12 protein-coding genes are annotated in these 12,437 nt (G+C 71.4%); 9 read left to right on the forward strand and 3 right to left on the reverse strand.

All coding sequences use genetic code 11. The features are described 5' to 3' along the window. The first annotated feature begins 4 nt into the window (after nt 1-4). The 6 genes from coxB to HBH26_RS05705 are packed head-to-tail and all read left to right on the forward strand — an operon-like array spanning nt 5 to nt 6,606. Nucleotides 5-922, forward strand: coding sequence for a cytochrome c oxidase subunit II (gene coxB / locus HBH26_RS21150; protein ID WP_338057256.1), 918 nt, complete (start codon nt 5-7; stop codon nt 920-922). Then, nucleotides 919-3,444: a cytochrome c oxidase subunit I gene (gene ctaD, locus HBH26_RS05685; protein WP_168133646.1), complete on the forward strand. Its 2,526-nt coding sequence runs from the start codon at nt 919-921 to the stop codon at nt 3,442-3,444. The genes coxB and ctaD overlap by 4 nt, the downstream gene beginning before the upstream one ends. Then, nucleotides 3,441-3,845: a hypothetical protein gene (locus HBH26_RS05690; RefSeq protein ID WP_168133647.1), complete on the forward strand. Its 405-nt coding sequence runs from the start codon at nt 3,441-3,443 to the stop codon at nt 3,843-3,845. The genes ctaD and HBH26_RS05690 overlap by 4 nt, the downstream gene beginning before the upstream one ends. Beyond that, complete coding sequence (locus HBH26_RS05695) at nt 3,842-4,393, forward strand: cytochrome c oxidase assembly protein (RefSeq protein ID WP_338057257.1); 552 nt, start codon at nt 3,842-3,844, stop codon at nt 4,391-4,393. The genes HBH26_RS05690 and HBH26_RS05695 overlap by 4 nt, the downstream gene beginning before the upstream one ends. After that, complete coding sequence (locus HBH26_RS05700) at nt 4,390-5,475, forward strand: c-type cytochrome (RefSeq protein WP_168133648.1); 1,086 nt, start codon at nt 4,390-4,392, stop codon at nt 5,473-5,475. Before HBH26_RS05695 ends, HBH26_RS05700 begins: the two co-directional genes overlap by 4 nt. Before the next feature lie 24 nt (nt 5,476-5,499). Continuing rightward, nucleotides 5,500-6,606 carry an S-(hydroxymethyl)glutathione dehydrogenase/class III alcohol dehydrogenase gene (locus HBH26_RS05705; RefSeq protein WP_168133649.1) on the forward strand — a complete coding sequence of 369 codons (1,107 nt, stop codon included), beginning with the start codon at nt 5,500-5,502 and terminating at the stop codon, nt 6,604-6,606. Nucleotides 6,607-6,797: 191 nt separating this feature from the next. On the opposite strand, the gene HBH26_RS05710 is transcribed toward HBH26_RS05705, so the two are convergent. Genes HBH26_RS05710 through HBH26_RS05720 form a run of 3 tightly spaced genes read right to left on the reverse strand, consistent with a single transcriptional unit; the run spans nt 6,798 to nt 10,326 of the window. Continuing rightward, a complete protein-coding gene (locus HBH26_RS05710; RefSeq protein ID WP_168133650.1) occupies nt 6,798-7,985 on the reverse strand; it encodes an acyl-CoA dehydrogenase family protein in 1,188 nt (395 codons plus the stop codon). Further along, entirely contained in the window at nt 7,982-9,013 is a 1,032-nt protein-coding gene (locus HBH26_RS05715; protein WP_168133651.1) for an acyl-CoA dehydrogenase family protein, read from the reverse strand. The genes HBH26_RS05710 and HBH26_RS05715 overlap by 4 nt, the downstream gene beginning before the upstream one ends. After that, nucleotides 9,013-10,326, reverse strand: a complete 1,314-nt coding sequence (locus HBH26_RS05720) for a flavin-containing monooxygenase (RefSeq protein WP_168133652.1) — start codon at nt 10,324-10,326, stop codon at nt 9,013-9,015. Before HBH26_RS05720 ends, HBH26_RS05715 begins: the two co-directional genes overlap by 1 nt. 99 nt (nt 10,327-10,425) lie before the next feature. On the opposite strand from HBH26_RS05720, the gene budC reads away from it, so the two are divergent. Genes budC through HBH26_RS05735 form a run of 3 tightly spaced genes read left to right on the forward strand, consistent with a single transcriptional unit; the run spans nt 10,426 to nt 12,400 of the window. Continuing rightward, nucleotides 10,426-11,202, forward strand: coding sequence for a meso-2,3-butanediol dehydrogenase (gene budC, locus HBH26_RS05725; RefSeq protein WP_209308356.1), 777 nt, complete (start codon nt 10,426-10,428; stop codon nt 11,200-11,202). After that, nucleotides 11,202-11,510 (forward strand): EthD family reductase, encoded by a 309-nt coding sequence (locus HBH26_RS05730; protein ID WP_168133653.1) that lies wholly within the window; start codon nt 11,202-11,204, stop codon nt 11,508-11,510. Before budC ends, HBH26_RS05730 begins: the two co-directional genes overlap by 1 nt. Beyond that, nucleotides 11,507-12,400: an alpha/beta fold hydrolase gene (locus HBH26_RS05735; protein WP_168133654.1), complete on the forward strand. Its 894-nt coding sequence runs from the start codon at nt 11,507-11,509 to the stop codon at nt 12,398-12,400. Before HBH26_RS05730 ends, HBH26_RS05735 begins: the two co-directional genes overlap by 4 nt. Nucleotides 12,401-12,437 lie beyond the last annotated feature (37 nt).

The raw sequence follows: 12,437 nt of genomic DNA on the forward strand, positions 1-12,437 counted from the left end.
CGTCGTGAAAGCGGGACCGCAGTCCGCCTTCGCGACGTTCGGCGCGGAGGCGGAATATCTCGCGCGGCTGACGTGGTGGATGGTCGGTGGCGCGGTCGTCATCGCCGCCGTCGTCGCCGCCATGTTCGTCGTCGCGATCCGCTCGCCCGAGGGTGCGATCGGCGATCGCGGCGGCCGGCGGCTGCTGATGATCGCGGGCGGCCTGGTGCCCACGATCGTCCTCTTCGCGCTGCTGGTGACGACGCTGCCGGCGATGCGCCCGATCCGCGCGGAGGCGGGCGACCTGCGCGTGCGCGTGACGGGGGAGCAATTCTGGTGGCGCGTGCGCTACCAGCCCGCGGGCGCCGCGGCGGTGGAGACCGCCAACGAGGTGCGCGTGCCGGTGGGCCGCACCACCGTCTTCGACCTCGCCGCCGGCGACGTGCTGCACAGTTTCTGGATCCCCGGCCTCGCGGGCAAGGTCGACATGGTGCCCGGGCGGACCAACCGGCTGGTGGTGCGCGCCACGCGGGCGGGGCGGTTCCGCGGGCAGTGCGCGGAGTTCTGCGGGTTGAGTCACGCGCTGATGGCGTTCGACGTCGTCGCGATGGAGCCCGCCGCCTTCGATGCGTGGCTCGCGGCGCGCCGCGCCCCCCCGGCGGTGGTGGCCGACGCGGGGATGCGCGCGTTCGACGCGCACGGCTGTGCCGCCTGCCACCGCGTCGCCGGCACGCGCTTCGCGGGGCAGATCGGGCCGGACCTCTCGCACCTCGCCGCGCGCGCCACGCTGGGCGCGGGCATCCGGCCGATGACGCGCGCCAACCTGATCCGCTTCACCCGCGCCGCGCCGGACGTGAAGCCCGGCGCGCGCATGCCCGCCTACGACGACATGACCGACGCGGACGCCGTGGCGATCGCGCGCTGGCTGGAGACGCTGAAATGAGCCTCCACGCGCAGGACGATCCGCAGCTGCGCGCCGCGCAGGAAGAGCGGCTGCGCGCCACGTGGAAGCCGCCGCAGGGCCTTTTCCTGCGCTGGACGGACACGAACAACAACCGCGTCGGCGTGTGGTACACGCTGACCGCGTTCGGCTTCATGCTGTTCGCCGGCGTGCTGGCGCTCATCATGCGCACGCAGCTCGCCGTGCCCGACAACGACCTGGTCAGCGCGAACGGCTTCAACCAGCTGTTCACGCTCCACGGCTCGATGATGATGTTCCTGTTCGCCGTCCCGATGTTCGAGGCGGTGTCGATCATCCTCCTGCCGCAGCTGCTGGGCGCGCGCGACCTGCCGTTCCCGCGGCTCTCCGCCTTCGGCTATTGGTCGTTCCTGATCGGCGGCGTGTTCGTCTCGGGCTCGATCTTCTTCAACGCCGCGCCCGACGGCGGCTGGTTCATGTACCCGCCGTTCACGACGCGCACCGACCTGTCGGGCCTGGGCGCCGATATCTGGATGCTCGGCCTCTCCTTCATCGAGGTGTCGTCGGTCGCGGCGGCGGTGGAGCTGATCGTCGGCGTGCTGAAGTGCCGTCCGCCGGGAATGCGGCTCAATCTGATGCCGCTCTACGCCTGGTACATCCTGGTCGTGGCGGTGATGATCCTGTTCGCCTTCCCGCCGCTGATCGCGGGCGACATCCTGTTCGAGCTGGAGCGGCTGCTCGGCTGGTCGTTCTTCGATCCTGCGAAGGGCGGCGACCCGATCCTGTGGCAGCACCTGTTCTGGATCTTCGGCCATCCCGAGGTCTACATCGTCTTCCTGCCCTCGATCGCGCTGTTCGCGATGATCGTGCCGACGTTCGCGCGGCGTCACCTGCTCGGCTATCCGTGGATCGTGCTGGCGGCGGTGGGGACGGCGTTCCTATCGTTCGGCCTGTGGGTGCACCACATGTTCACGACGGGCCTGCCGAAGATCAGCCTGGCCTTCTTCTCCGCCGCGTCCGAAGCCGTGGCGATCCCCACCGGCATCCAGATTTTCGCCTTCATCGCGACGCTGTGGGCGGGCCGCGTCGTCTGGTCGGTGCCGCTGCTCTACGCGGTGGGGTCGATCGCGATCTTCGTCATCGGCGGGCTGACCGGCGTGATGGTGGCGATCGCGCCGTTCGACTGGCAGGCGCACGATACCTATTTCGTCGTCGCGCACCTCCACTACGTGCTGATCGGCGGCACGCTGATCCCGCTGTTCGGCGGCCTGTATTATTACTGGCCGCTCATCACGGGAAAGAAGCTGTCCGACCGGATCGGGCGCACCGCCTTCTGGTTCCTGTTCGCCGGCGCGAACCTCACCTTCTTTCCCATGCATTTCAGCGGGCTGATGGGGATGCCGCGGCGCGTGTTCACCTATCCGAGCGAGCTGGGCGTCGACGGCTTCAATCTCGCCTCGACGATCGGCGCCTATGTCTTCGCCGCCGGCGTGCTGCTGGTCTGCATCGACCTCGCGCTCAGCCCGCGGCGCGCGAAGGCGGAGCGCAATCCGTGGGCCGCGGGCACGCTCGAATGGCTGGCGCATCCCGACGACGAGGATTGGGGCATCCGCTCCGTGCCGCTGATCGAGAGCCGCTACCCGATCTGGGACCAGAAGGATTTCGTCCGCAAGGTGGACGAGGGCCGCTTCTTCCTGCCCGACGCGGAGGAGGGGCGGCGCGAGACGATCGTGACGACGGTGCTGGACGCGCGGCCCTTGCAGGTGCTGCGGCTGGGCGGCCCGTCGTGGAAGCCGATGGCGACCGCGGTGGCGCTGGGCAGCGTGTTCATCCTGACGACCTATCACCTCTACTGGTGGTCGCTGGTCGGCGCGGTGGCGACGCTGGCGATGGTGCTGTGGTGGCTGTGGAGCGGCACCGCGGAGATACCGGAGAAGGACGAGAAGCCGATCGGCCACGGCATGACGCTGCCGCTGTACCTGTCCGGGCCCTCCGCCAGCGGCTGGTGGGCCATGTTCATCACGATGATGGCGGACGCCACCGCCTTCTCCGGCCTGGTCTTCGGTTATTTCTTCTTCTGGACGCGGCACGAAGACTTTCCGCCGTCGGGCGTCGGGATGGACGGGCCGGGCGCGTTCTGGCCGATGGTGGCGCTCGGCGTCTCGCTGGCGAGCTGGGCCGCGACGGTGGCCGCGCGCGAGGTGCACGCACGCGGCGGCGTTTCCGCGGCGCGCGCGCTGCTGGCGGCGGGGGCGCTGCTGTCGCTGGCGGCGGTGGGCGCGGGGCTGGCGGGGCCGTGGACGACGGGGCTGGAGCCCAAGCTCCACGTCTATCCCGCCATCGTGTGGACGCTCGCGATCTGGACAAGCGCGCATTCGGGCGTCGGCGCGATCTGTCAGCTCTATGCGCTCGCGCGCAGCCTGGCCGGTCGCACCACGCCGCGCCACGACGCCGACGTGCGCAACATCACCGTCTACCACCATTTCCTGGCCATCACCGCGATCGTCACCTACCTGACGATCGGCCTGTTCCCGGGGCTGGCATGAGCGAGGAGACGCCCGGCCGCCTCCACCACGGGCTGCGCGCGCGCATCCTCGAACTGCGCGTCACCTTGTGGACGCTGATCGTCCCGCCGACGGTATGGGCGGTGCATTTCCTGTTCTGCTACCTGTGGGTGGCGATCAGCTGCGCGAAGATGGGCGGCTTCCCGCGCTTTCCCACCGCCTTCGTCGCCGGCACCGCCGCTGCGATCGCGGTCATCCTCGCCTCCGGCGTGATCGCCTGGGTGCAGGCGCGCCGCCCCGGCGACCCGCCGCCGCACGACCAGAGCACCGACACGGACCGCACCCGCTTCCTGGCGGTGGCGACGCTGCTGCTGGCGGCGCTGAGCGCGGTGGGCGTCGCCTTCACCGCGGCGCCGGCGCTGATGCTGACGGACTGCCGGTGACCGCGGCGGGCGTCCTCCTCGCGCTGGCGGCGACGGCGCTGGCCTTCGCCGGGCTGGGCATGACCGGGCACATGGCGGCGCACATGGCGGCGGTGGCAATGGCGGCGCCGGTGATCGCCCTCGCGTTTCCCGCCTCGCGCCCGGCGCGCTCGCCGTTGCTGTTCGCCATGATCGAATTCGCGATCGTCTGGTCCTTCCACCTTCCCGCCCTGCGTCACCTCGCCGACACGTCCGCCGCCGTCGCGCTGGCGGAGCAGGCGCTGTTCCTCGCCGTCGGCGTCGCGCTGTGGCGCGCGGCGCTGGCGCGACCGGGGGAGGGGGTGGCGGCGCTGCTGCTGACGTCGATGCACATGACGCTGCTGGGTGCGCTGATCGCGCTGGCGCCACGGCCGCTCTACGCGATGATGGCGATGCATCCCGCCCCGGGGCTGGACGCGCTGGCCGACCAGCAGCTGGGCGGCGTGGTCATGCTGATCGTCGGCGGCGCCAGCTACTGCCTGGGCGGGCTGTGGATGCTCGGCACGCTGTTGAGGATGCGCGCGGCATGACGATCCGGATCACGTGGATGCGCATCGTGCTGGCGCTGGTGGGTGCGGTGGCGGCGGCGCTGCTCGTCTCCTTCTCCGGCGTCATCACCGTCGCCGCATCGTCGGGCCATTGGGCGGTGACCGACTGGTTCCTGCACTGGACGATGCGCAATTCGGTGCGCACCCATGCCTTTCTCGAAGGCGAGACCTCGCCGGTCGCCCGCGACGGCGACCTTGTCAGCGCCGCGGGGCATTTCGCCGCCGCCTGTTCCAGCTGCCACGGCGCGCCCGGCGTCCGTCCCTCGCCGGTGATGCAGAAGGCGATGCCGCCCGCGCCCGACCTGACGCGGCTCGACCCCGGCAAATATTCCGATCGAGAGCTGCACTACATCCTGACGCACGGCGTGAAGATGACGGGCATGCCCGCCTGGGGCAGCGCGCACCCGCGCGGGGACGAGGTGCGGCGCATGGTCGCCTTCGTGCGTCTGCTGCCGCGGCTGGATGCGGCGGGCTATCGCGCGCTATCGGGCATGGCGACCGGCGCGGGGACGGTCGGCGCGAAGGGCATCGCGGGCGGCACGATGGAAGGCTGCGTCGCCTGCCACGGCAACGACGGGCGCGGGCGCGGGCAGCGCGACATCCCCGTCCTCGGCGGGCAGGATCCGGCCTATCTCGCCCGCGCGCTGGCGGACTATGCCGCCGGCCGCCGGTCCAGCGCGGTGATGCAGAACGCGGCCGCCCGGCTGACCGCGGCGGAGCGCGAGGCGCTGGCGCGGCACTTCGCCGCGATGCCCGGACTTGCGCCCGGGCTCGGTGCCGCTCCCGCCGGCGGCCCGCGCGCCGCCGCGCTGGTGACGCGCGGCGACGCCGCGATCCAGCTGCCCGCCTGCACCTCCTGCCACGCGCCGGGCAAGCGCGCGCCGGTGCTGGCGGGGCAGCGGCCCGCCTATCTCGCGCAGCGGCTGCGCGACTGGCGCGGCGAGAAGGAAGTGGTCGACGCGCGCAAGCCGCAGGAGGTGATGCCCGTCATCGCGCGCCGCATACCCGAGGAGATGATCGATCCCATCGCCCGCTACCTTGCCGGTACGGGGGCGAGGCCGTAACCGGCGCGTCGAAGGAGATCGCGCATGAAGACGAGAGCCGCCGTCGCGTTCGAGGCGAAGAAGCCGCTGGAGATCGTCGAACTCGACCTCGACGGTCCGAGGGCGGGCGAGGTGCTGGTCGAGATCATGGCGACCGGCATCTGCCACACCGACGCCTATACGCTCGATGGCCTCGACAGCGAGGGGCTGTTCCCTTCCGTGCTCGGCCACGAAGGGGCCGGCGTGGTGCGCGAGGTGGGCGCTGGCGTCACCAGCGTGGCGCCGGGCGACCACGTCATCCCGCTCTACACGCCCGAATGCCGGCAGTGTAAGTCGTGCCTGTCGCAGAAGACCAACCTGTGCACCGCGATCCGCGCGACGCAGGGGAAGGGCCTGATGCCCGACGGCACCACCCGCTTCAGCTACCGGGGGCAGCCGATCTTCCACTACATGGGCTGTTCCACCTTCTCGAACTTCACCGTCCTGCCCGAGATCGCGGTGGCCAAGATCCGCGCCGACGCGCCGTTCGACACCAGCTGCTACATCGGCTGCGGCGTGACGACCGGCGTGGGCGCGGTGGTGAACACGGCGAAGGTGCAGCCGGGCGACGTGGTGGTCGTCTTCGGCCTCGGCGGCATCGGCCTCAACGTCATCCAGGGCGCGAAGCTGGCGGGCGCGAAGATGATCGTCGGCGTCGACATCAACGGCGATCGCGAGGAATGGGGCCGCCGCTTCGGCATGACGCATTTCGCCAATCCGCGGAACGTGGCCGACATCGTGGCGCACATCGTCCAGCTGACGGACGGCGGCGCGGACTACAGCTTCGACTGTACCGGCAACACCGACGTGATGCGCCAGGCGCTGGAATGCTGCCACCGCGGCTGGGGCACCAGCGTGGTGATCGGCGTGGCGGAGGCGGGCAGGGAGATCAGCACGCGGCCGTTCCAGCTCGTCACCGGCCGCAACTGGCGCGGCACCGCGTTCGGCGGCGCGCGCGGGCGGACGGACGTGCCCAAGATCGTCGACTGGTACATGGACGGGATGATCGAGATCGACCCCATGATTACCCATCGGCTCACGCTGGACGAGATCAACAAGGGGTTCGACCTGATGCACGCGGGCGAGAGCATCCGCAGCGTGGTGGTGTACTAGACGCCACCCCTTGATCTGAGGCGCCTCCCGGGAAAGGGCCGGTGTCCAGTTGGGGGACGATCGCGAAAAGCGTTGCGCTTCGTCACCACGACGTTCCCGACTAAACCCCGGCGTTCACCGGGGGGGGGGGGGGGAGGCGACATGGGTGATCCGGCCGCGTGGATCGGGTTGTTGCCTGCCTCACCCAGCCTTCATCCCGCCTTCACCTCGCGGAACGGCACCGTCCGGTCCACCTCCGGCTCCTTGGGCAGGCCCAGCACGCGCTCGCCGATGATGTTGCGCTGGATCTGGTCGGTGCCGCCGCCGATCGACGTGAAATAGGCGTTCAGCGCCAGGAAGTTCGCGTCCTCCGCGCGCGGGTGCTCGGGTCCCTCCAGCAGGCTGCCGGCGCGCAGCAGCATCGTCCTCACTCGCGCCTCCTCGTGCAGGATGCGGCTCATCGCCAGCTTGCCGAGCGACATGATCGCCGAGGAGCTGCCCTGCGCCAGTTCCGCCTTCGCCCGCCGCGTGTTGAGCGCGTTCAGCGCGCGCCAGGCGATCGCCTGCGCCACCTGCTGGCGCACCACCGGCTCGTCCAGCCGGCCGGCCTCGCGCGCCAGGGCCAGCAACGCCAGGTCGCCCTTCGCCCCGCCCGCGCCAGACCGCGGACCGCGCGCGCGGTCGCCCATCACCGACCGTTCGTACGCGAGCGCGGTCTGCAGCACGCTCCACCCGCCGTTCAGCGGGCCGAGCAGATGGTCCTCGGGCACGAAGGCGCCGTCGATGAACACCTCGTTGAAGTGCGCCTCGCCGGTGATCTGGTGCAGCGGGCGGACGGTCACGCCGTCCTGCTTCATCGGCAGGAAGAAGAAGCTGATGCCGCGGTGCTTGGGCACGTCCCAGTCGGTACGCGCGATCAGCATGCCATAGTCGGCGACCGCCGCGCCCGAGGTCCACACCTTCTGCCCGGTGACGCGCCAGCCGCCCTCCACTTTGTCCGCGCGCGTGCGTACCGCGGCGAGGTCGCTGCCCGCGCCCGGCTCCGAGTAGAGCAGGCACATGCCGACCTCCCCCGCCAGCAGCTGCGCGACGATGGTGCGGCGGAACTCGCCCGTCGCATGCGCCAAGGCGGTGTTCGCCCACAGGTTGGTGCGGTCCTGCCCGGCCCCCGGCGCGCCGGCGCGGGCGAAGGCGGCCTCCACCAGCCGTCCTTGCGCGTCGGACAGGTCGCGCCCGTGCCATGCCGCGGGCCAGCGCGGCACCGCCCAGCCGGCGTCGCGCACCTCCGCCAGCCAGACGCTGCGCGGATCGCGGCCGAAGCTCTCGTGATGCGGCTCCGCCCCCGTCCAATGCGCGGCCAGCCACGCCTCGACCTCAGCGGTCAGCTGCTCGTCGGTCATGCCTGCTCCTCCAGCGCGCTGAGGTATCGCTCGCGCCACCAATCGCTATCGCCGTACAATTGCGCGCCCGATCGCGCGCGCCGCAGGTACAGGTGCGCCGGGTGCTCCCAGGTGAAGGCGATGCCGCCGTGCATCTGGATCGAGTCCGCCGCGACGCGCACGAAGGCGTCGGCACAGGCGAAGGCGGCGAGCGCCACCGCCGCTTCCCCGCCGGGCGCGCCCTCGTCCACCTGACGCGCCGCGTCGCGTGCCGCGCTGGTGGCGCTCTCGCTTTCCAGCAGCAGGTCGGCGGCCATGTGCTTCACCGCCTGGAAGCTACCGATCGCGCGGCCGAACTGGTGCCGCTCGCGCGCATAGTCGACCGTCATCTCCAGCAATCGTTGCGCCGCCCCCGCCTGCTCGCCGGCCAGCGCGACCAGCGCCACGTCGCGCGCCCTTGCCGCGGCGGCCGCGTCCGCGACCTGCCGCGCCGGCGCGTCGAAGGCGACGTCGGCCAGCCGCCGGGTGCGATCGAAGACGGGTAGCGGCACGACCCGCGCCGGCTCGGAGAGGAACACGCCGTCTCCGGTCACGAGCAGGATCGCGTCCGCCACCGCCGCGTCGGGCACGAACCGCGCCGTGCCGGTCGCGCGCGCGCCGGCGACGCGCACGTCGCCGCCGCTCCAGTCGAGCGCGCCGGCGAAGGCGACCGCCGCCACCCGCTCGCCCGCCGCCAGCGCCGCCAGCAGCGGCTCGCCCGTGCCCGCCAGCGCGGCGGCGGCGACCGCGCCGGACAGCAGCGGCGCAGGCAGCAGCGCCGCGCCCGCCACCTCCAGCACGCGCTCCAGCTCCACCGCGCCCAGGCCCAGCCCGCCCGCCGCCTCGTCCACCGTCAGCCCGGTCACGCCCAGCCCGGCGAGCGCGCGCCACAGGTCGGCGTCGTGGCCCGTCTCGCTCGCCATGATGCGGCGCACGTCCGCTTCGGCGCAGCGGTCCGCCAGCAGCCGCGCGACCGGTTCGACCAGCGCGGCGATCTCGTTCTCCTGCATCACGCCGCCATCTTCCGCGCCCGGCCAACGCCGCGCGCGATCTCGCGCTTCAGGTCGGCGACGTAGCGGGTGAAATCGACCTGGATGGTGTGCCGCGTCGACGGGTAGTAGCCGCCGAGCTCCGCCTCCTCGTCCGCGGCGGTGATGCGGCGCATCTCGTCCGCGCCCGGCAGCGCATAGCGGCCGGCGAGGTATGCGGCGGCAAGCTTCGCCTGCTGCTCGGCGAAGTTGACGAGCGTCGGCAACGCCTGCGCCAGGCCCATGAAGAACAGGTCGTCCACCCCGGGGATCAGCATCCGCTTGAACAGCGGGAAGCGGTTGTCCGCGCCGGGACGCAGCGCCGGATCGTCGAAGAAGGGGAAGCTGATGCGATAGCCGGTGGCGTAGACGATCGCGTCCACCGCCTCGACGCTGTCGTCGTCGAAGCGGACGTTGCCGCCCTCCAGCCGCGCGATGTTCGGCTTGAAGCGGATGTCGCCGCAGCTGGCGCGCGTCAGGAACTCGCCGGAGACCGACGGGTGCGCGTCCAGCGGCTCGTGGTCGGGCGCGGGCAGGCCGTAATCCTCCATCCGCCCGACCATCCGTCGCACCGCGCGCCGCGCCAGCGCCTTGCCCAGCCGGCGCGGCATCCACGCCGGCATCGCCGATTTGTCGAGCGGGCGTCCCGCGACCATCTTCGGCAGCACCCACACCCCGCGCCGTGCGGCGACGAACAGCTTCGATGCGACGTGGCGTTGCGACAGCTCGCTGGCGATATCCATCGCGCTGTTGCCCATGCCGACGACCACCACGGTCTTCCCGCGCAGGTCGACGGGATCATAGGGGGTGCGGTAATCGTGCGCGTGGAAGTGCGCGCCGTCGAAGCGGCCGGGGTAATCGGGGATCTTCGGATCCCAATGGTGGCCGTTGCACACGAACAGCACGTCGTACGCGCGCGTCTCCCCGCTGGACAGCGTCACGTCCCATCCGCCGCCCGCACGCCGCACCGCGTGCGTCACCTCCGTGTCGAAGGTGATGTGCTCGCGCAGGCCGAAGTGGTCGACGTAGCCGCGGAAATACTCGATCAGCTGGGCGTGGCTGGGAAAGTCGGGCCACTCGGCCGGAACCGGATAATCCTCGAACGCCAGCCGCCACTTCGATGTGTCGATGTGAAGGCTCTGGTAGCAGGCGGAGCGGCCGTTGGGGTTGCGGTAATACCAGTTGCCGCCGACGTCGTCAGACATCTCGAAGCAGTCGAAGGCGATCCCCTCGTCCTTCAGCCGCTTGGCAGTGGTGAAGCCCGAACAGCCCGCGCCGATGATGCACGCCCGCATATGTCCTCTCCCGGCCCCGTCTTGCCGCGCGGCCATAACGAAAGTTATGATGCACGGCGCGCGACGGCGAATCAACTGCGACGCGAGGAGAGGGCCGGCATGATGCGGTTCGAGGGGAAGGTGGCGATCGTCACCGGTGGCGCGTCGGGCATCGGCGCGGCGACCACCCGGCTGCTGGCGCGCGAGGGTGCGCGCGTGATGGTGGCCGACCTCGACGGGGATCGCGCCTGGGCGCTGGCGGCGGAGATCGGCGGCACCGCGCACGCGCTGGACGTGGCGGACCGCGCCGCGGTGGAGGCGCTGGTCGACGCGGCGGTGGCGGCGCACGGGGGGCTCGATATCCTGGTCAACAACGCCGGGATCGGCAGCTTCGGTCGCACGCCGGACATGGATCCCGCGGCGTGGGAGCGGGTGATCGCGATCGACCTCCACGCGGTGTTCTACGCCTGCCGCGCCGCACTGCCGCACCTGATCGCGGGGCGCGGCGCGATCGTGAACACCGCCTCGATCTCGGGTCTCGCCGGCGACTACGGCTTCGGCGCCTATGCCGCGGCGAAGGCGGGGCTCGTCAACTACACGCGCACGCTGGCCCTGGACCACGCGCGCGACGGGGTGCGCGCCAACGCGCTGTGCCCGGGGCTGATCGACACGCCCCTGACGGCCGGGGCCGCCGCGGTGCCGGGCCTCGGCGAGCGATGGCACGATGCGGTGCCGATGGGGCGCGCGGGCACGGCGGAGGAGATGGCGGCGGCGATCGCCTTCCTCGCGAGCGACGCGGCCAGCTACGTCACCGGCGCGGTGCTGGTGGCGGACGGCGGGATGACCGCCTGGACCGGGCAGCCCAACCTGCTGCGCGCGATGGAGGGAGTGGCGTGATGGTGACGATGACGGTGGTCTATCCCTACGATGCGGACAAGCCGTTCGACGAAGGGTATTTCGCGTCCACGCACGTGCCGCTGATCCGCGAGGTGTGGGGCGATGCGGTGACGGGCGTCACCGTCCACCACGCGCTGGCGGGCCTGTCGGGCGACCCTGCCTTTGCAACGATCGCCCAGGTCGAGTTCGCCAGCATGGAAGCGTTCCAGCAGTCGATGGCGCACCCGCGCGCGGCCGAGGTCCAGGCGGACGTTTCCAATTACGCCGGCGTGATCCCCTCCATCCAGCTCAGCCGGAAAGTGGCATGACGCCGAGCTGGACGCCCGATCCGGCGAGCGGCATCCGCGTGCGCGAGGTGGCGGCGAACGGCCTGTCGTTCGAGGTGGCGGAAGCGGGAGAGGGCGACCATCTCGCGCTGTGCCTCCACGGCTTTCCCGAACTGAACTTCTCCTGGCGCGAGCAGATGCCGCTGCTGGCAGCCAAGGGCTATCGCGTGTGGGCGCCCAACCAGCGTGGCTATGGCGCGTCCTCCCGGCCCGAGGGAGTGGAGAATTACAGCGCGGACCGGATCGTCGCGGATGCCGCCGCGCTGTTCGACGCCAGCGGCGCGGCGAAGCTCACCCTCGTCGCGCACGATTGGGGCGGGGCGATCGCGTGGATGTTCGCGATCAACCGCGTGCGCCCGGTCGAGCGGCTGGTCGTCATGAACCTGCCCCATCCGATGCGCTTCGCCGCCGCGCTGAAGCATTGGCCGCAGCGGCGGCGCAGCTGGTACATGGCGTTCTTCCAGCTCCCTTGGCTGCCTGAACGCGCGATGCTGGCAAACGAGGCGGCCGCGATCCGCGGCGCGTTCCGCGGGATGGCGGTGGACAAGTCGCGCTTCGGCGACGACGTGCTCGACGTTTACGCCCGCGCCGCGCAGCGCCCTGGCGCGATGACCGCCATGGTCAACTGGTACCGCGCCGCCGCGCGCCATCGCGACCGCATGAAGCTGGCGAACGGCGGCAGGGTGGACGTGCCGACGCTGATCGTCTGGGGGGAGGAGGACACGGCGCTGGGGCTGGAGACGCTGGATGGCACGGAGGCGCTGGTCGGCGACCTCACCATCCGCCGCCTGCCGGGCGTGTCGCACTGGGTGCAGCAGGAAGCGCCCGAGGCGGTCAATACGATCCTCGCCGAGTGGCTGCCGGTCGCCTGATGCGAAAAGGGGCGGCGCCACCCGGCACCGCCCCTTC

This window comes from Sphingomonas corticis, from assembly GCF_012035195.1.
In the GTDB taxonomy this organism is placed as follows: Bacteria; Pseudomonadota; Alphaproteobacteria; order Sphingomonadales; family Sphingomonadaceae; genus Sphingomonas; species Sphingomonas corticis.

What these genes read in the sequence shown, in the direction of transcription:
- HBH26_RS05705 (WP_168133649.1), top strand. Translation starts at nt 5,500, where the DNA reads ATGAAGACGAGAGCCGCCGTCGCGTTCGAGGCGAAGAAGCCGCTGGAG.
- budC (WP_209308356.1), top strand. Translation starts at nt 10,426, where the DNA reads ATGATGCGGTTCGAGGGGAAGGTGGCGATCGTCACCGGTGGCGCGTCG.
- HBH26_RS05730 (WP_168133653.1), top strand. Translation starts at nt 11,202, where the DNA reads ATGGTGACGATGACGGTGGTCTATCCCTACGATGCGGACAAGCCGTTC.
- HBH26_RS05715 (WP_168133651.1), bottom strand. Translation starts at nt 9,013, where the DNA reads ATGCAGGAGAACGAGATCGCCGCGCTGGTCGAACCGGTCGCGCGGCTG.
- HBH26_RS05710 (WP_168133650.1), bottom strand. Translation starts at nt 7,985, where the DNA reads ATGACCGACGAGCAGCTGACCGCTGAGGTCGAGGCGTGGCTGGCCGCG.
- HBH26_RS05690 (WP_168133647.1), top strand. Translation starts at nt 3,441, where the DNA reads ATGAGCGAGGAGACGCCCGGCCGCCTCCACCACGGGCTGCGCGCGCGC.
- ctaD (WP_168133646.1), top strand. Translation starts at nt 919, where the DNA reads ATGAGCCTCCACGCGCAGGACGATCCGCAGCTGCGCGCCGCGCAGGAA.
- HBH26_RS05735 (WP_168133654.1), top strand. Translation starts at nt 11,507, where the DNA reads ATGACGCCGAGCTGGACGCCCGATCCGGCGAGCGGCATCCGCGTGCGC.
- HBH26_RS05700 (WP_168133648.1), top strand. Translation starts at nt 4,390, where the DNA reads ATGACGATCCGGATCACGTGGATGCGCATCGTGCTGGCGCTGGTGGGT.
- HBH26_RS05720 (WP_168133652.1), bottom strand. Translation starts at nt 10,326, where the DNA reads ATGCGGGCGTGCATCATCGGCGCGGGCTGTTCGGGCTTCACCACTGCC.